Raw genomic sequence first — 17,498 nt, forward strand, 5'->3', positions numbered from 1 at the left:
TCTTTCTCCGTTTTCATTCCGCCTGCGCCTCGCGCTCCGCGGCCTCGATCTCCTCGTACGCTTCCACAGGCCCCTTATTGCCGTATACGATGGCGAATACGCCAGGAACATATTTATCAAACATGTTGAAGCCCACATAAGTCATGCGCCGGACTATCTCGTCCGCCAGCGGCTCGTTTTCCTCAAAGCAGCCCGCCACCCGATAGCAAAGCTCCCCGTCGTTCGGGTCCATCTCAAAATTGCCCAGCAGCAGCCCCCAGTTCGCCCGATTCAGGTAAAGAGCGACCGCGTCCCGCTTAGCTTCCGGAATATTCATCGGCAGGATCGTGGTAAACAGCGCGGTCGTTTCGTTGACAATGCGTGCGGTGAACGACACGTCCGGCGAAACCTTAGTGTTCATCTTGAAGCGGATGCGCTGCTCCTCCTCGTCGGTGGCGAAGTTCAACTCCTCTTCTTCATATACCTGTGCGATATCCTCAATATACATACAAAATCCTCATCTGTTTATGTTTCGTTTTCCACATCGGCGATAAACTTTTCGATCTTGTCGATCTGGCGGGCGACCTCCTGCGGTGCCGGACCACCGATCACCTTGCGTTCAGCCACGCAGGTACGCAGGTCGAGCGCGTCGTAAACATCATCCCCAAATTTATTGGAGATCGCGGCAAAATCGCGCATGGTCATGGTTTCCAGCGTTTCATCCGCCTTGATGCACTGGTTGACCAGCCGGCCGACCGTTTTGTACGCATCGCGGAAAGGCATGCCCTTCTTAGTCAGGTAGTCCGCGCAGTCTGTTGCGTTAATGAAGCCTGCGGAAGCTGCCTTGCGCATGTTGTCGCGGCGCAGCGTCATGGTGGAGAACATGGGGGTGAACACCTCCAGGCACTGCTTTACCGTGTCGATCGCGCCGAACACAGCCTCCTTGTCCTCCTGCATATCCTTATTGTATGCCAGCGGCAGGCCCTTGAGCACGGTCAGCATGGTGGTTAGGCTGCCGTACACACGGCCGGTCTTGCCGCGGATCAGCTCACACACGTCCGGATTCTTCTTCTGCGGCATGATGGACGAGCCGGTGGAATACGCGTCGTCCAGTTCGACGAACTTGAACTCCCATGAGCACCAGGAGATGATCTCTTCAGACAGGCGGGACAGGTGCATCATCAGGATAGATAGCGCGGAGAGCAGCTCCACGCAGTAATCGCGGTCGGATACGCCGTCGAGCGAGTTATCGGTCAGCCGCTTGAAGCCAAGCTGCTGCCGGACGAACTCGCGGTCGATCGGATAGGTGGTGGATGCCAGCGCGCCCGAGCCGAGCGGCATTTCATCCATGCGCTCGTAGCAATCCTGCAGGCGGGTGATATCGCGCTTCAGCATGTTGGCATAGGCCATCATGTAGTGTGCGAACGTGGTCGGCTGCGCGCGTTGCAGGTGCGTGTAGCCCGGCATGACCGCGTCCAAGTTCTCGCGGCTCTTTTTGGCGAGCGCTTTCATAAACGTACAGATCATGGTGATGATCTCGCGGATTTCGCTCTTGACGTACAGGCGCATATCGAGCGCGACCTGGTCGTTGCGCGAGCGTCCGGTATGCAGCCGCTTGCCGGTGTCGCCGATGCGCTCGGTCAAAAGCTGCTCGACATTCATGTGGATATCCTCATAATCGAGGGAAAACTCCACATTCCCCTCCTCGATATCCTTGAGGATTCCCTTCAGCCCTTCGACGATTTTTTCCGCCTCGTGCGGCTCGATGATGCCCTGCCTGCCCAGCATGGTCGCATGCGCGATCGAACCGGTGATGTCTTCCTTATATAAACGGCAGTCAAACAGGATGGACGAATTAAAGTCATTTACCACCAGATCGGTTTCCTTTTGAAACCGTCCTGCCCATAATTTTGCCATATCTCGTTACCTCACAAAACACCCGCAGGGCGGCACGTTCGGACATGCCGCCCCACGATATCCTTTCTTACTTTTCAACCGACGGGAAATGCTCGCCGGTCTTTTTGTACAGCATCTGGTCGTTGAGCGCGCGCACCTTGAGCGGCAGGCCGAACAGGTTGATGAAGCCGGCCGAATCCGCCTGGTCGTAGCAGTCGTCCTCGTTAAAGGTGGCCATATCCTCGGAGTACAGGCTGTACGGCGAGGTGACGGACGCCGGAATGATATTACCCTTGTACAGCTTGAGCTTGACGTCGCCGGTAACGGTCTCCTGCGTGGAATCGACGAACGCCGAAAGCGCCTTACGCAGCGGGGTGTACCACTGGCCGTTGTAGACCAGGTCGCCGAACTTCATCGCGACCTGCGCCTTGTAGTGCGCGGTCTCCTTGTCGAGCGTGATCTCCTCCAGCTTCTGGTGCGCCGCATACAGCACCGCGCCGCCCGGCGTCTCGTATACGCCGCGGCTCTTCATGCCGACCAGGCGGTTCTCGACGATATCCAGGATGCCCACGCCGTTCTCGCCGCCGAGCTTATTGAGCTTTTCGATGATTGCAACCGAATCCAGCTCCTCGCCGTCCACCGCGGTGGGTACGCCCTTTTCGAAATGAATGGTAACGTAGGTCGGCTTATCGGGCGCCATCTCCGGAGAAACTCCCAGTTCGAGAAAGCCCGGTTTATTGATCGGCGCCTCGTTGGAGGGCAGTTCAAGGTCGAGGCCCTCATGGCTCAGGTGCCACAGGTTCTTATCCTTGGAATAGTTGGTTTCCTTGTTGATCTTGAGCGGGATGTTATGCGCCTCCGCGTAGGCGATCTCCTTCTCGCGGCTGTTCAGTTCCCAGAAGCGCCACGGCGCGATAATGTCCATCTGCGGGGCGAACGCGTGGATCGCCAGCTCGAAACGCACCTGGTCGTTGCCCTTGCCCGTGCAGCCGTGGCAGATCGCGTCCGCGCCCTCCTGCAGCGCAATCTCAACGATGCGCTTGGCGATGATCGGACGCGCGAACGAGGTGCCAAGCAGATACTGCTCATAGGTTGCGCCCGCCTTCATGGTGGGGATAATGTAGTCGTCCACGAACTCCTTGGTCAAGTCCTCGATGTACAGCTTGGACGCGCCGGTCTTGAGCGCCTTTTCCTCCAGCCCGTCCAGTTCGGTACCCTGGCCCACGTTGCCGGAAACCGCGATGACCTCGCAGCCGTAATGCTCCTTGAGCCACGGAATCAGCACCGAAGTATCCAAACCGCCCGAATAGGCCAGTACAACCTTGTTATATTTCCTTTCCATGTCTGCTTACCTCCGTAATCCGTCGTTTTTTTGACTTTTCCATTATACCCCCTATCCCTGCATTTGGCAAGAAAAATTTATAATTATTTTATATAGTGAATATTTATTCATATTGTGAATCGATATTCCGAAAGAAAGTCTTGCACTTTGCGCAAAAACGTACTATTATAACTATAAATGCACTGTGTCAAGACAGATGCACGGATTGAATAAAAGCGCATGGCATCCATGCGCAAAGGGGCGTTTTCGCAATGACCGAAAAAAATCTGACCATGCTGACCGACTTTTACGAGTTCACAATGGCGAACGGGTACTTTGAAAAAGGTATCGCCGACCGCCGCGCTTATTTCGACATGTTCTTCCGCCGCGTGCCGGACGGCGGCGGCTACGCCATCATGGCGGGCGTGGAACAATTGATCGACTATTTCAAAAACCTGCATTTCACCGAGGAGGATATCGCCTACCTGCGCCGCCGCGGCTGCTTCTCGGAATCCTTTCTCAATTACCTGCGCGAATTTGAATTCGCGTGCGACGTATGGGCCGTGCCGGAGGGTACGCCGGTTTTCCCCGGCGAACCCCTTGTCACCGTGGCCGGTCCCATGATTCAGGCGCAGTTCGTGGAAACCATGGTCCTGCTCACCATCAACCATCAGACGCTGATCGCCACCAAGGCCAGCCGCATCACCCGCGCCGCGCAGGGGCGCACCGTGCTCGAATTCGGCTCCCGCCGCGCGCAGGGCTACGACGGCGCGATCTATGGCGCGCGCGCCGCTTATATCGGCGGCTGTCAGGGGACGGCGTGCGTGCTGGCCGATCGGGATTACAAGATCCCCGCGGGCGGCACGATGGCGCATTCCTGGGTGCAGATGTTCGACAGCGAATACGAGGCGTTCAAGGCCTATGCGGACATTTATCCGGACAACTGCGTCTTTCTGGTCGACACCTATAACGTCCTCAAATCCGGCGTTCCGAACGCGATCCGTGTAGCGCGGGACATGGTCAGCGAGTACGGGATCCGCCCGCGCGGCATCCGTCTGGATTCGGGCGATATCGCCTACCTTTCGATCGAGGCGCGTAAAATGCTGGATGCGGCGGGTTTTCCGGATATGCAGATCATGGCCTCCAACTCGCTGGACGAATACCTGGTGCGCGACCTTCTGGTACAGGGCGCGCAAATCGACTCCTTCGGCATCGGTGAGCGGCTGATCACTTCCAAATCCGAACCGGTGTTCGGCGGCGTATACAAGCTCGCAGCCGTGGAAAACGGGCAGGGAGAGATCGTCCCCAAGATCAAGGTTTCCGAAAACGTGGAAAAGATCACGACCCCACACTTCAAGCAGGTATATCGCCTGTTTGACAAAGCGACCGGCAAGGCGCTGGGCGATGTTATCACAATCCATGACGAGGTCATCGACGCCGCCCTCCCCTATGTGCTGTTCGACCCCATCCATACCTGGAAGCAGCGCGTGGTGTCCGATTATACCGTGCGCCCGCTGCGCGTGCAGCTGTTCCAGGCCGGCAAATGCGTTTACCAGAATCCGGCGATCAGCGACATCCGCAGTTACTGCCTTGCCGAGCTGGACACGCTCTGGGAAGAGATCAAGCGCTTCGAGAACCCGCAGACTTATTTCGTCGATCTGTCCCGCAGGCTTTGGGACTGCAAGCACGAGCTGCTGGAATCCTGCCGTATTTAAACCGAAATGCAAAAAGAGCCTCCCTCACGGGAGGCTCTTTGCTTTCGCTTTCAAAACAGGCTCGCCACGCCCAGCACGCCATTGGAGGCAACCAGCATGATAAGCCCCGCCGCCACGACGCCGCCCGCAATGGAGAGCAGCGCTTTCCCCTTTGGCATTTCGAGCAGCGTCGCGATCAGCGCGCCCGACCATGCGCCCGTCCCTGGCAGCGGCACCGCGACGAACAGGAACAGGCCGATCCGCGCATACTTGGTAACCTGATCCTTTTTGCTTTCCAGCTTCGCCTTGTAGCGGGTGACGAAGCCGGTAAACGGCCTGAGCGTCCCCACCCAGTCCAATACCTTTTCCCCGAAAAACAGCGCGAACGGAATCGGGAGCAGGTTGCCCAGATAGGCCAACGGCAGCACCTCGTACCACGGCATGCCCGCCGCCATAACGCCCAGAGGCACCGCGCCGCGCAATTCCACCAGAGGAACCATGGAGATAATAACAACAGCCAGCTCGCGGCCAGCGCCGAGCAGCCATTGAAACAAACTATCAAACATCGGTTTTCCATCCTCCAAAGCCTGCAAACTATTGCTTATGATACCCTAAAAACCGAAAAAGAGCAATACCTTAAAAAAATTTTACATTTGACAGCCCCTGCCGCCGGATGTATACTGTGGATACATCGATAAAAAAGGTATTTGGAGGCGGTTTTCCATGCCCCGCAGAAAAAACGACTCTCCTTTCCCCGGCAGTAATACGCTGCTCGTCCTCGCCATGCTGGAGGACGCAGACAAATACGGCTACCAGATCATCCGCGAGCTGGAATGCCGTTCCGACCAGACCTTTTCCATGAACGAGGGGACCCTGTACCCCATCCTGCACAGCCTGGAAGAGCGCGGCGAGGTGCGCTCCTACGAAAGGGAATCCACGGCGGGGCGGCTGCGCCGGTATTATCAGCTCACCCGCCAAGGCGTCAAAACACTCGCGCGGTGCCGACGCGAGTGGGAAAAATTCTGTAAAAGCTTCGGCAAGGTGGTCGGGGGTGAGGCGTGTGTCACCAAATGAGCGCATCAGCCTGTTTCTGGACCGCGTATGCGCCCATCTTCTTTGGCCGCCGTACCGCGCACGGGTGCGGCGCGAGCTGACCGACCATCTACTGACGCGCATGGAATATCTGCAAAACGACCGCGGCTTCAACGAAGCGGAGGCGGTCGAGCTGGCGGTGCGCATGCTCGGCGATCCGGACGCGCTCGGGCGTAGCCTGCGGCACGCCCGCTTTCCGCCGCGTTATCTTTGCTGCCTGATCGCCACGGGCCTGGTTTGGGCGGCGATCGCCGCCTGTGTGGTCTATCTTCTGCTGCAGCTCCAAATTTGAAAAGCGTTCTGCACGGACCGGTCGCAGAACGCTTTTTTCATATTCTTTTCTCCCGCGCCAGAGCGAGCAGCTTGAGCAGCGTCTGCACTGCACAGGCAATCAGGATAACCCCGAACGAGATCGCACCGGACTCCTTCAGCACCAGGCTGCCATACTGCGCAAACGCCGCCATATCCCCCCGGACAAGCGCCAGCGTGGTATAATACAGGTCGCCGCCCGGGACGAGCGGCACGAGCATCGGCACCAGCAGCGTCAGGACCGGCGTTTTGAGCAGGCGCGCCAATACCTCCGCCAAGGCGGCTGTCGCGAGCGCGGCGGCAAAAAACGCGGCGACGCGGTCCTCATAAGCCCACAGGGCGAGCAGGTAAAACCCCCAGTTTGCCGCGCCGCCGAGCAGGATGGTCACCAGCCGGCTTCCTGAAATATGGAACAGCAGGCCGAAGCCCAGCGCACCCACGGCTGCCATGCCGACCTGCACCGCCATTTCCCCGGTCATACCGCACCTCCCAGCTGCAGCAGCACCAGTGCGCAGCCCGCCGCAATCGCAATCGCGCGCAGCAGCGCTTCACACGCTCCCAGCAGGCCGCTGATCGTATCGCCCACGATCATGTCGCGCAGCGAATTGACCAGCGCGATCCCCGGTATCAGCAGCATAATGTTTCCAATAATAATCTTATCCAATGCCTGCCCCAATCCGGCTTCCACGGTTATCACCGCGGCCAGACACATCGCGGCCGCGCTCAACACGGTCAGCACCAGCGGCTGTAACGCAATACGCGCCCCCATGCGCCCGATCGCGTACAGCACCATGCTGCACAGCATCGCCGCCAGACCATCCCGCACCGAACCGCCGAAAAACACGGCGAACGAGCCGGAAATAACCAAATATGCCAGCGGGATACGCCACGGCATATCGTCCCGCATGGTCCGAATCGCTTCCACCCGCGCGCGCAGCTCCTCCAGCGGCAGCGGCGCGCCGCAGACCGCACGCGAAAGCGCGTTCACCGCCTCGATGCGCCGCATATCGGTTTCCCGCCGCAGGATGCGGCGGGTCTGCGTCAGAACCGCGCCGTCCTCTGCCTGCGCCGTGACGATCATACTGGCCGTGATGGTCAGCACATCCACCCTGCCAAAGCCATATGCCTGTGCCATACGGCGGATCGTGTCCTCCACGCGCGCCACCTCGGCCCCTGCGGTCAGCAGCAGCTCACCCGCGTCAAGGATCGCGCACAAAACCTGTTCCCGTTGTTCCATTTCAGCCCCTTCACTCTGCCGGCGTCCGGTCACAGCAGCGGCGCAAACAGCCGCAGCACACTGGCCACGATAGACCGCAGCCAAGGTACCTTATGCAGCCAAGCGTCGTCAATGCGCCGGCTCACATTGATCGTTTCCAGAATATCCTGCTTGACCGCATGCACGACCGAGCTGTTGTAAAAGCAGGTCGCGCACTCAAAATGCAAGAAAAAGGAACGGAAGTCCATATTGATCGTTCCGACGACCGCCGTATCATCGTCCGATACGATGCACTTCGCGTGCAGGAAGCCTGGGCGGTATTCATAGATCTTGACGCCCGCGCGGTGCAGCTGCTGGTAATAGGAGCGCGTAATCATATAGACCAGCTTTTTATCCGGAATCCCCGGCGTCAGAATCCGCACATCCACGCCGGACTGCGCCGCGATGGTCAGCGCCGTGATCATCTCGTTATCCAACACCAGATACGGGGTCGTGATATAGACGTAATCGCGCGCGTTGTGGATGATCTGCAGGTAGGTCGATTCGCCGACGTTCAAATCGTCAAGCGGCGAATCCGCGAACGGCTGGACATAGCCGTCCTCCGGCATTTTCATCGTCGGCAGGTAGGCGTTGAGCGGCGGCACGGGCTCGCCGGTCACATATTCCCACATCTGCAGGAACAGCGAGGTCATGTTGACCGTCCCTTCGCCCCGCAGCATGATGCCGGTATCCTTCCAGTGGCCGAAACGCACCTTCTCATTGATATATTCATCTGCCAGGTTGATGCCGCCCATATACCCCACATTCCCGTCTATAATCATCATTTTGCGGTGGTTGCGGTAATTAAGGTAGGTGTTGAGCGTGGGGATAAAGCGGTTAAAGCGCACCGCGCGGATGCCGAGTGAAGCCAAGAAGCGGTCGTAGTTCTGCGGCAGCGTGGCGATCGAACCCACATCGTCGTACAGGATGCGCACATCCACGCCCTCGCGCACCTTTTCCTGCAGGATATCGAGGATGGTATTCCACATGATGCCTTCCTCAATGATAAAATACTCCAGAAAAATGAATTTATGCGCCTGCCACAGCTCCTCGCACATGGAGGCGAACATATCCTCGCCCACGCGGAAATAATGCGCCTCGGTGTTGGTCCAGGCCGGCATGCCGTCCAGCGCAGTGATATAACGGGCGCGCGCCGCGTGGCGCGGATCCTCCTGTGCGAGCGCCTCGGTCGCCGGCATCAGGCGGTATTCGGTGAAATCCGGCGGCTGCGGTTCGTACTTATGCTGAGTGCGCGCGCGGTTAAACGGCGTGTTGCCCCACAGCAGGTAAAACAGGCCTCCGAACAGCGGCAGCAGCAGGATAACGATGATCCAGCTGATCTTATAGGTCGGGTTATCATATTTACGGACAAGCCAGATCACGATGATGACGCTCAGCACGGTCAATATCCGTGGCGCCCACAGCCAGCGCCCGCTCATCCAGCCCACGCTGTACATGACGATCACCAGCTGCGCAACCAGCAGCAGGCCGCCGACCACACGCCGGTCCGCCAGGATCCGTCCCAAAATTCTGCGCATAACCCGACTCCTTTCTCCATAAACTTTCCTGTATAGCATCATATCGCACCATTCCGCAAAAGTCAATGCGCACGCATTGCCCAGCCGGAAAAACTATGGTATAATAGCCGCAAAGCGGCTATTATACATTAATTTCACTTCATTATACCACCAGCGGCACTTTGCGGTCGCTTCAGGCGAATAAGTGCTGGCCGCTGTGGTATAATAGCGCCGCAAAGCGGCCGAGCCGCCTTTTTCCCATGCGTGTATCTTCGCCGCCGTAAGGCATGCCGCTGGCCCGCATCACCCCAGAACCAACATAAGCAAAGGAAGGAACACAAATGCCACATACCCCCGTGCCTGCCGGCGAGCTGAACGCCCGCCTTTCCCGACTGCGCGCAGCATTGGCACAGCACGATCCCGCGTGGTCCATGACCATTCTGGACAACAAGATCGATCTTTATTACTTCACCGGCACCATGCAGGATGGCGCGCTCATCGTCACGCCCGACCAAGCGGTGCTGTTCGTCCGCCGTTCATTCGAATGTGCCAAACGCGAATCCGCTTTTGCGGATATCCGTCCGCTGAGCAGCTTCCGCACGGTTGCGGAGGCGTTCCCCGCCATCCCCGACCGTGTCTATGTCGCCGCGCGCACCATGACGCTGCAAAAACTTTCTATGTTGCAGAAATATTTACCCTTTACGCAGCCGCAGCCAGTGGACGGCGTCCTCGCAGGCCTGCGGGCCGTCAAAAGCGCCTATGAGCTGGACTGCATGCGCCAGTCCGGCGCCCTGCACCGCTTCGCGCTGGAGGAGATCGCCCCCGTCCTGCTGCGGGATGGCATTAGCGAGGCGCGGCTGTGCAGCGAGGTCAGCACGGTTCTGCTCGAGCGAGGTTCGATGGGTATTTCCCGCTTCAACCAGGCGATTGCAGACGATGTGCTCGGCGTAGCCAGCTTCAGTGAAAACAGTCTGGCCGGCTGCGGTCTGGACAGCCCCACCGGTACGGCCGGCACCTGTATCGCCATGAAATCCATCGGCTCCTCCGAGCGGCGCCTGCGCGAGGGCGATATTGTGCTGCTTGACATACCGAACGGCTATCGGGGCTACCATACGGATAAAAGCATTGTGTTTTTCTACGGTTCCCTCTCCAAGCATCCACAGAGCAAGCTGATCCGTGCCGCGCGCGAACAATGTGTATTCCTCGAGAACGAGGCTGCCGCCATGCTGCGCCCCGGTTCGGTGCCATCCGAGGTATATGGCAAGCTGTGCGCCTGCGTTGACCCCGCGTTCCGCGCGGGCTTTATGAGCGGCTGCAGGTTCTTCGGACACTCGATCGGCCTGACTATGGACGAATCGCCCGTCCTCGCCAGGGGCTTCGACGAGCCGATCCGCGCCGGCATGACGTTCGCGGTCGAGCCAAAGATCGCCCTGGAGGGGGTCGGTCTGGTTGGCTGCGAAAATACCTACGAGGTCGTCTCCGACGGTCCCGCCCGCTCGCTAACCGGCGCGTGCGACACCCCCTTTGAAATCAACGGCTGATCCGGCCGCAAAGCAAGGAGTTCTGCTATGTATCCATTCGCTCTTATCACCGATTCGACCATCGATGAGACCGCCGCCTACTTTTCACAGAACGACATTGGCTGCGCGCCGCTCGCATTTACGATTGACGGGCGCACCATTGAGGAGGACTGTGGGCAGACCGTTTCATTCCACCAGTTTTACGACCTGCTGCGGGAGGGGAAACTGCCCGTCACCTCGCAGGCAAAGCTGGAAACGTTTCTAACCCTTTTCCGCACCGCGTTGGAAGCCGGGCAGGACGTGCTGTACATCGGCTTTTCCTCCGGCCTTTCGGGTACGTTCCACGCGGGCTGCATGGCACGCGACGAGCTTGCCCCGCTTTTCCCCGCGCGCAAAATCATCTGCATCGACTCCCTCTCCGCGACCGGCGGCGAATACCTGCTGGTCGATAAAGCCCGTGAAATGCGCGACAGCGGATGCACCATCGAGGTGACTGCCGCCGCGGTGGAGCAGATGCGGCTGCATGTGATCCATCTGATCACGGTCAACGACCTGGGCCACCTGCACCGCGGCGGGCGGCTGAGCAAGACCTCGGCCGTGGTTGGCGGGCTGCTTGGCATCAAGCCGGTCATCTGGGTTGACAATGCGGGTAAACTCGGCGTCGGCTGCAAGGTCCGCGGCCGGCAGAAATCTATTTCCTACCTCGCGGAACGGACGCTGCGCGAGATGACCGACCGGAACCAAGTTGTGCGCATCTGCCACGGCGACTGTCTGGAAGACGCCCGCCAACTTGCCGCGCTGCTCGACGCGCACGGCGTCCGCTCGGACATCCGCTACATCGGCACGGTCATCGGCTCGCACACCGGCCCTGGCGTGCTGACCGCCTTTTTCTTTGGCGGCGACAGAAAACCGGAATAAGCGCTGCGGCCTATCCCACGGGACAGGCCGTTTTTCCTGCCCCGCACGGGATAACAACGCCTCCCCCGCTGGCATAGACTGCCCTGAAGGAGGTTTTTCTTATGAATCAATCGGCGACCCTTGCGGTCGTCGGCGGCGACGTACGGCAGGCTTATCTGGCCTCCCTGCTGCGCGCCGACGGCCACACGGTGCGCACCTATGCGCTTGAACGGCGCCCCGTCGAGGGCTGCGCCGCTGTCAGCGACCCCCGCGCCGGCTTTGCGGACGTACAGGCGGTGATCCTGCCGCTTCCCATCCAGCATGGCGACGCTCAACTCAACGCCCCGCTCTCCAACGCCCCGCACCCGCTCGCGGATATCCTAGACGCGATTCCGGCGGGTACGCTTGCCCTTGCCGGCTCGGTCCCGTTCTGGGTACACGCCCGCGCCGTGCAGAACGACCTGCGCCTGCTGGACTACTTATCCCGCGACGAGCTTGCGATACGCAACGCGGTACCTGTTTCCTTTGGTTATAGGCCGGTTCGCCGCCGCGAACAGTAAAGCAGCCCCAGGCGCATCGCTGCGCCCGGGGCTGCCCTTCCGTTTTAATCGTGCGGCCGGCGGTAAAAATTGCCCGCCACTTGGTCGGTTTTCAGGATATTGATAAACGCATGGGGGTCGATATCGCGCACGACGCGGGTGATCTGCTTGACCTGATCGCCCGCGATGACCGAATACAGCATATCCCGCTCCTCGCCGTTATACAGGCCGGTTCCGTGGAACAGCGTCGCCCCGTGATGCGTCGTATCCTTGATCTGTTCGTATACCTCCTGCGCCCGATTGGAAATGATGAACAGCGTGGTCCGCTTAAAGCGCGGGTCGAGCATATGCACAACCTGCGTGGAGGCAAACTGGAAAATGATCGAATACAGCGCCTTATCCCAGCCGAACAGCAGGCCGGCCACGGCCAGCATCCCGCAGTTGGCAAAAAAGATGTAATTCCACGCGTCCACGCCGAGCCGCTCGCTCAGCGCCACGGAGATGAAGTCCGTCCCCCCGCTGGTCGCGCGCCCCAACAGGCACAGGCTGATCGCCAAGCCGTTAACAATGCCGCCGAAAATACAGACCAGCAGCACATCGTTGGTCAACGGCATGGAAGGGATCAGGTCGGTCAGCACGCTCGTCAACGCGATCATCAGGCAGGAATACAGCGTAAAGCGCTTCCCGATCAGCCGGAAGCTGACCACTGCCGGAACCACGTTGAGGAGCAGGTTGATTGCGGTAAACGGCAGGGAAACACCGGCAAACTGCTGCGCGCTGCGCTGGATGAGCAGCGTCAGCCCATTGAAGCCGCCGGGAAACAGGCCGCCCGCGTCCACAAAGCTTTTAATGTTGACCGCCATCACCACGGACGCCGCCACAATCAACAGCAGCCGCCTGAGCTGCTCCCCCCAGGACTGCCCCCGTTCCAATCCCCCCTGCTTTCCCTGTTGTTCCGTTCCAGACATTTACGCCCCCACCTTAACTGAAAAATGCGCAGCAGGCCCGCTGCAGGTATAGTATACCACAGCGGCCGCCGGAAGTTAAGCAAAGGCGCGTCCGAAACGACCTGTTTTTGCGTTACCCCTCTTCGTCCTGTCGGCTCAGATAGTCCAGGATCGCCTTGATAAAGCGTCCGTTGCTGATTCTGCCCCGCATCCTGACCGCCATCTCGCCAAAATACCGTTCCAGCACGGACGCCTCGCAGTCTTTCCAGATCTTTTTGACCGTATACCGGATGTCCCGCTCCACATTTGCCGGCGTTGTGTCGCGTTTGCGCGCGATCGCCGGATAGATCTCCTTGGTCAGGCCGCTGTTCTTCCGCCGGCAGGCGCAGACCGCGTCGACCGTATAGGCGTAGCCCTTGGAATCGGTGCGCAGGTCAAAAGCCTTAAACACCTGGTCCACCTGCTTCCGGAAGCGGGTTTCCTCGGATAATTCCTTTTCCCGTTCCTCCATGCCTGCCGCCCACAGCCGGATATGGTCGTACAGCGCGTCCTCCTTCAGCGGCTTGCGCATCATATAATCGATGGACAGCACGTTGCATTCGGCAAGCACCTGTGCCCCTTGGAACGCGCTGAGCAGAAGAATCGTCTCTTTCCCGCCCTGCTCCCGAATGCGGGAAGCCACCGTCAGCCCATCCACATGGAACAGATCGGTATCCAGCACAACCAGCCCGGGCCGCGTATCGCGATACAGTTCCAGCGCCCGCGCCCCATCCTCGGTCCATCCGGCTAGCTCGATCTTCCCGTTCTCCGGCAAACGGCGCGCGACATATCGGGAAAGCTCGCTGTCCGCACAGGCCAGCAAAACGCGGAGCTTTTGTTTTTCATCCGCCATCTTTGATCTTCTCCTATGGCCACTTTCCTGTTTTTCGGCCTTATATTTCTCTGTTCTATATTTTTACATATCTCTTCCATTGGTTCAAGTGCCAAAAAGATTTATTTTTCTCAAAATATCGACACAAATCGACAAAACTATCCCCTGACTTCCGTCTGCGGCAGGGCGGCGCGGACAGAAAGAGCGGGTTTCCGCAAGGCGGAAACCCGCTCTTATTTTTTGCATTAGGTATCCGGTAGCAGCGTGCAGCGTATGTCCTCCGGCCGCAGGCCAGCTCCGCGCCTGGGCGGCGCATATTGCAGCCGGAACGTCACCGCCAGTCCACGCAGCCGCACCAGAACTCCCCCCTCCCCAATGCGCATCTGCTCCAAAAGCTCGCCGTACACCGCTTCACACCGGAGCGCCTCGGTTTCCAGGAACGCCCGAAGAGCCGTCCGGCCATCCCCTGTGCGCGCCGCCTGCCACTGTGCCTCCAACGTCCGCTCCTGCCCGTCCAGACGCGCGAGCGCAGCGTCATAACGCGCGCGCAAGCTGTCCAGCTCCTCTTTTGTGATGCTGTGTCCCAGCCATGCGTCCAGCGCGTCCCCCCGCCGCTGTAGCACGCGCTGCCTGCGCTCCCGCAGGCGCTCCAACGCCACAGGCACGCCGCCGTCCTCCGCCTGTTCCACCAATTCGGCCGTCTCGCGGATCAGCCGGCCGACGTCCAGCCCCAGCCGTTCCACCACCACGTCCATGCAGGTGCAAAGCGCCTGGTGAGGCATCATCCGCATATCGCAGCCGTCAGGGGTCTCCCGTCCATCGGTATGCCGCGGGCCGTGCCTTCCCCGTGCGGCGCACACCCAATACCGGTATACCTCACCTCCCGCGCGCCGCCGCCGGCGCGGAACGAAGCGGCGGCCGCAGGCCGCGCAAATGAGCTTTCCCGAGCACCAGTACCGGCGGACGCAGCGCCGTCCCTGCGCGCCGGCCGGTGCGCGGCGCGCAAGCTCCTGCTGCGCCTGCTCGAAAACTGCGCGTGGGACGATCGGCTCGTGGTGATCGCGCAGGTATATCTGCTCCTCCTCCCCCCGATTGACCTGTTTTTTGTGATCCAGGAAATCCGGCGTATACGACTTTTTCTGCAGCAGGTCGCCACAGTATTTTTCATTCCGCAGCAGACGCAGCACCATCGTGGAGGACCACGGCTTCCCTTTGGCGCGGGGCGGCTCGACGCCCGACTCAGACAGCTCCCGCGCGATCACAAAGGTTCCTTTCCCCTCGTTCAGAAATTTGCGGTATACCAGCCGGATCACCTCCGCCTCGTCCTCCTTCACCGTCAGCCTGCCGTGGAGCAGGGAAAAGCCGTAGATATTGTTGCACCCGAACACCACGCCGTTCTCCATGGAGCGCCTTTGCCCCCATTTGACCCGCTCCGAGGTCTTGCGGCTTTCCTCCTGCGCCACGCTCGCCATAATCGTCAGGCGGAACTCGCCGTCGTTCTGACGAGTATCGATCCCGTCATTGATGAATACCACGCCCACCCCGTACCGCCGGAGCCGCCGCGTGCAGGCCAGCGCATCCACCGTGTTGCGGGCGAAGCGGGACACCTCCTTGGTCAGGATCAGGTCGATCTCCCCCTCCTCCGCGGCGGACAGCATCTGCTGAAAGGCCGGCCGGTTGCGCGCGGCGGTGCCGGACAGTCCCTCGTCCGCATACACCCGCGCCAGCTCCCAGTCCGGCTGGCTGCCGATATACTCCGCGAAATAGCGGCGCTGGTTTTCCAGGGAGTTCCTCTGGTCGTCCTGCGATGTCGATACGCGGCAGTACGCGGCGACCCGAAGCTTTGCGCCGGTCACCGTTCGCCTGCGCGCAGCTTATCCAGCGCGCGGTCCAACTGTGCCTCGTTGATCTGTCCCGCTTCACGCAGCTTCTTCAGCAGACCCGTCTTGACCGCCCTGCACAGGTTCTCCCGCTCCTTTTCCTCCATCCGCATACCGTTTCCCTCCTCCCTGCCAGCATATGCCGCCGTATCCCCCCGGTATTCCTGCGGGAGCCTATACCGCTAACGATGTACCTACCTGCGAAGGCGCCCTACAGCTCGCTATGGAACAGACCGAGCATACCCTGCAGGGCGCGTCCTGCCTGGTCATCGGATATGGGCGTATCGGCGCGCTGCTCGCCCATAAGCTGCACGCGCTGGATGCCGCCGTCACGGTTTCCGCCCGTTCCCCGCGGGATTTCGCCAGGATCGAGGCCGATGGCATGCGCGCGCTCGACACCCGCAGCCTTGCCGGACGGCTCAGTGCGTTCCAGCTCATTTTCAACACTGTCCCCGCGCCGGTGCTCGGCGCTGCGGAGCTGTCCAGCCTTTCCACCGGCTGCCTGGTCATCGATCTGGCTTCCCTGCCCGGCGGCATCTCCGCGGACGCGAAGCTGCCGGCCGGCTGCCGGCTGCTGCACGCGCTCTCCCTCCCGGGACGGGTCGCACCGCTGTCCGCGGCGCGCGCCATCCACGATACGGTACTCACCATTTTGCAGGAGGAATCCATATTATGACCGCTCCGATCCGCATTGGCTTTGCCCTGACCGGCTCGTTCTGCACCTTTGCGCGCGTGATGGATGTCATCCAGACGCTTGTGCGGCAGGGCTGCGAGGTCACGCCGATCCTGTCCTTCCACGCCGCCCAGCTCGACACCCGCTTCGGCGACGCCGCCATGTGGCGCGGCAAGCTCTTTGCCCTGACCGGCCGCCAGCCGATCGATACCATCCAGGCCGCGGAGCCGATCGGCCCCAAAGGCCTGTTCGACGTACTGGTCGTGGCGCCCTGCACGGGCAACACGCTTGCCAAGCTCGCGCACAGCGTAACCGACACGCCGGTCGTCATGGCGGTTAAAAGCCATCTGCGCGGCGACAAGCCGGTTGTGCTCGCGGTATCCACCAACGACGGGCTTTCCGGCAGCGCAGCCAATATCGGCGCGCTGCTCAACCGCCGCTATTATTACTTTGTCCCCTTCCGCCAGGATGCGCCCGACGCCAAGCCCCGCTCGCTTGTGGCGGACATGGAGCGTATTCCGGATACCGTCCAGGCTGCGCTGCAGGGGCGCCAACTCCAGCCTCTGCTGCTCAGTCCTGCAAACGTGTAAAGAAAAGACCATCCGAAACGGATGGTCTTTTCTTTGTCTGCGGGTCAGCGCAGCTGCGGAAGCAGATCCACAAGCTCCAGCGCCGCCAGAGCCGCGTCCGCACCCTTGTTGCCCGCTTTGGTACCCGCACGCTCGATGGCCTGCTCAAGGTTCTCGGTCGTAACCACGCCGAACAGCACGGGTACGCCGGTCTGCAGGCCCACCTGCGCAATACCCTTGGAAACCTCGTTGCACACATAATCATAGTGCGTAGTCGAACCGCGTATGACAGCGCCCAGACAGATGACCGCGCAGTACTGCTCGCTCTGCGCGAGCTTTTGCGCCGCGAGCGGTATCTCAAATGCGCCCGGCACCCAGGCGAGCGTGATATCATCCGTATCCACGCCATGCCGCACCAGCGTATCCTCCGCGCCCGCAATCAGCTTGGAGACAATGAACTCATTGAACCGAGCCGCGACGATTGCAAATTTCCCTTTCCCCGCGACAAGCTTGCCTTCCAGTACATTCATTTCGGTTTC

Annotated in this window: 20 protein-coding genes; 8 read left to right on the forward strand and 12 right to left on the reverse strand. The window is 60.1% G+C overall.

Annotated elements, in window-relative coordinates; all coding sequences use genetic code 11:
* Positions 1–13: 13 nt before the first annotated feature.
* The 3 genes from H8S45_RS03845 to H8S45_RS03855 all read right to left on the reverse strand — a co-directional run bounded on the left by H8S45_RS03845 (position 14) and on the right by H8S45_RS03855 (position 3,217).
* A complete protein-coding gene (locus H8S45_RS03845) occupies positions 14–487 on the reverse strand; it encodes a YbjN domain-containing protein (RefSeq protein ID WP_054326870.1) in 474 nt (157 codons plus the stop codon).
* 17 nt (positions 488–504) lie between these two features.
* The gene (argH, locus tag H8S45_RS03850; RefSeq protein WP_054326869.1) at positions 505–1,896 is read right to left on the reverse strand and encodes an argininosuccinate lyase; all 1,392 of its coding nucleotides are present in this window, start codon (positions 1,894–1,896) and stop codon (positions 505–507) included.
* A 67-nt stretch (positions 1,897–1,963) separates the two neighbouring features.
* Positions 1,964–3,217, reverse strand: coding sequence for an argininosuccinate synthase (locus tag H8S45_RS03855; protein WP_054326868.1), 1,254 nt, complete (start codon positions 3,215–3,217; stop codon positions 1,964–1,966).
* Between the two features lie 251 nt (positions 3,218–3,468).
* Between H8S45_RS03855 and H8S45_RS03860 the strand changes: the two genes are divergently transcribed.
* Positions 3,469–4,911 carry a nicotinate phosphoribosyltransferase gene (locus H8S45_RS03860; RefSeq protein ID WP_186949595.1) on the forward strand — a complete coding sequence of 481 codons (1,443 nt, stop codon included), beginning with the start codon at positions 3,469–3,471 and terminating at the stop codon, positions 4,909–4,911.
* A gap of 50 nt (positions 4,912–4,961) precedes the next feature.
* Here H8S45_RS03860 and H8S45_RS03865 read toward each other — a convergent pair whose 3' ends face one another.
* The gene (locus H8S45_RS03865) at positions 4,962–5,456 is read right to left on the reverse strand and encodes a COG2426 family protein (protein WP_054326866.1); all 495 of its coding nucleotides are present in this window, start codon (positions 5,454–5,456) and stop codon (positions 4,962–4,964) included.
* A gap of 157 nt (positions 5,457–5,613) precedes the next feature.
* Here H8S45_RS03865 and H8S45_RS03870 point away from each other — a divergent pair, with 157 nt between their 5' ends.
* Together H8S45_RS03870 and H8S45_RS03875 are read left to right on the forward strand one after the other, a co-directional pair.
* Positions 5,614–5,964: a PadR family transcriptional regulator gene (locus H8S45_RS03870; RefSeq protein ID WP_054326865.1), complete on the forward strand. Its 351-nt coding sequence runs from the start codon at positions 5,614–5,616 to the stop codon at positions 5,962–5,964.
* Entirely contained in the window at positions 5,951–6,274 is a 324-nt protein-coding gene (locus H8S45_RS03875) for a permease prefix domain 1-containing protein (RefSeq protein WP_054326864.1), read from the forward strand. Before H8S45_RS03870 ends, H8S45_RS03875 begins: the two co-directional genes overlap by 14 nt.
* 37 nt (positions 6,275–6,311) lie before the next feature.
* Here the strand turns inward: H8S45_RS03875 and H8S45_RS03880 are convergent, their stop codons facing one another.
* From H8S45_RS03880 to cls, 3 genes are read right to left on the reverse strand one after another with little or no spacing between them, the layout of a single operon-like run.
* Positions 6,312–6,770, reverse strand: coding sequence for a threonine/serine exporter family protein (locus H8S45_RS03880; protein ID WP_107630844.1), 459 nt, complete (start codon positions 6,768–6,770; stop codon positions 6,312–6,314).
* Positions 6,767–7,528 carry a threonine/serine exporter family protein gene (locus H8S45_RS03885; RefSeq protein ID WP_054326861.1) on the reverse strand — a complete coding sequence of 254 codons (762 nt, stop codon included), beginning with the start codon at positions 7,526–7,528 and terminating at the stop codon, positions 6,767–6,769. Before H8S45_RS03885 ends, H8S45_RS03880 begins: the two co-directional genes overlap by 4 nt.
* Before the next feature lie 29 nt (positions 7,529–7,557).
* The gene (gene cls, locus H8S45_RS03890; RefSeq protein ID WP_159068064.1) at positions 7,558–9,084 is read right to left on the reverse strand and encodes a cardiolipin synthase; all 1,527 of its coding nucleotides are present in this window, start codon (positions 9,082–9,084) and stop codon (positions 7,558–7,560) included.
* A 320-nt stretch (positions 9,085–9,404) separates the two neighbouring features.
* Here cls and H8S45_RS03895 point away from each other — a divergent pair, with 320 nt between their 5' ends.
* The 3 genes from H8S45_RS03895 (at position 9,405) to H8S45_RS03905 (ending at position 12,040) form a co-directional block, all read left to right on the forward strand.
* Entirely contained in the window at positions 9,405–10,604 is a 1,200-nt protein-coding gene (locus H8S45_RS03895; protein ID WP_054326859.1) for a M24 family metallopeptidase, read from the forward strand.
* Between the two features lie 27 nt (positions 10,605–10,631).
* Complete coding sequence (locus H8S45_RS03900; RefSeq protein WP_054326858.1) at positions 10,632–11,501, forward strand: DegV family protein; 870 nt, start codon at positions 10,632–10,634, stop codon at positions 11,499–11,501.
* Between the two features lie 101 nt (positions 11,502–11,602).
* Positions 11,603–12,040 carry a dipicolinate synthase subunit A N-terminal domain-containing protein gene (locus H8S45_RS03905; protein ID WP_107630846.1) on the forward strand — a complete coding sequence of 146 codons (438 nt, stop codon included), beginning with the start codon at positions 11,603–11,605 and terminating at the stop codon, positions 12,038–12,040.
* Positions 12,041–12,084: 44 nt separating this feature from the next.
* Here H8S45_RS03905 and H8S45_RS03910 read toward each other — a convergent pair whose 3' ends face one another.
* From H8S45_RS03910 to H8S45_RS03925, 4 genes are all read right to left on the reverse strand, one after another.
* Entirely contained in the window at positions 12,085–12,987 is a 903-nt protein-coding gene (locus H8S45_RS03910) for a YitT family protein (RefSeq protein ID WP_147573966.1), read from the reverse strand.
* Positions 12,988–13,099: 112 nt separating this feature from the next.
* Entirely contained in the window at positions 13,100–13,858 is a 759-nt protein-coding gene (locus H8S45_RS03915; RefSeq protein ID WP_054326857.1) for a sporulation initiation factor Spo0A C-terminal domain-containing protein, read from the reverse strand.
* Between the two features lie 224 nt (positions 13,859–14,082).
* Positions 14,083–15,693: a recombinase family protein gene (locus H8S45_RS03920; protein WP_082396958.1), complete on the reverse strand. Its 1,611-nt coding sequence runs from the start codon at positions 15,691–15,693 to the stop codon at positions 14,083–14,085.
* Positions 15,690–15,830 carry a hypothetical protein gene (locus tag H8S45_RS03925; protein ID WP_153802380.1) on the reverse strand — a complete coding sequence of 47 codons (141 nt, stop codon included), beginning with the start codon at positions 15,828–15,830 and terminating at the stop codon, positions 15,690–15,692. The genes H8S45_RS03920 and H8S45_RS03925 overlap by 4 nt, the downstream gene beginning before the upstream one ends.
* A 110-nt stretch (positions 15,831–15,940) precedes the next feature.
* On the opposite strand from H8S45_RS03925, the gene H8S45_RS03930 reads away from it, so the two are divergent.
* Together H8S45_RS03930 and H8S45_RS03935 are read left to right on the forward strand one after the other, a co-directional pair.
* Positions 15,941–16,393: an NAD(P)-dependent oxidoreductase gene (locus tag H8S45_RS03930; RefSeq protein ID WP_243182375.1), complete on the forward strand. Its 453-nt coding sequence runs from the start codon at positions 15,941–15,943 to the stop codon at positions 16,391–16,393.
* Complete coding sequence (locus tag H8S45_RS03935; RefSeq protein WP_054326906.1) at positions 16,390–16,980, forward strand: dipicolinate synthase subunit B; 591 nt, start codon at positions 16,390–16,392, stop codon at positions 16,978–16,980. The genes H8S45_RS03930 and H8S45_RS03935 overlap by 4 nt, the downstream gene beginning before the upstream one ends.
* Positions 16,981–17,024: 44 nt before the next feature.
* Here the strand turns inward: H8S45_RS03935 and ribH are convergent, their stop codons facing one another.
* Positions 17,025–17,489 carry a 6,7-dimethyl-8-ribityllumazine synthase gene (gene ribH, locus H8S45_RS03940; protein ID WP_054326856.1) on the reverse strand — a complete coding sequence of 155 codons (465 nt, stop codon included), beginning with the start codon at positions 17,487–17,489 and terminating at the stop codon, positions 17,025–17,027.
* Positions 17,490–17,498 lie beyond the last annotated feature (9 nt).

The organism is Agathobaculum faecis, from assembly GCF_014287995.1.
Lineage (GTDB): Bacteria > Bacillota > Clostridia > Oscillospirales > Butyricicoccaceae > Agathobaculum > Agathobaculum ammoniilyticum.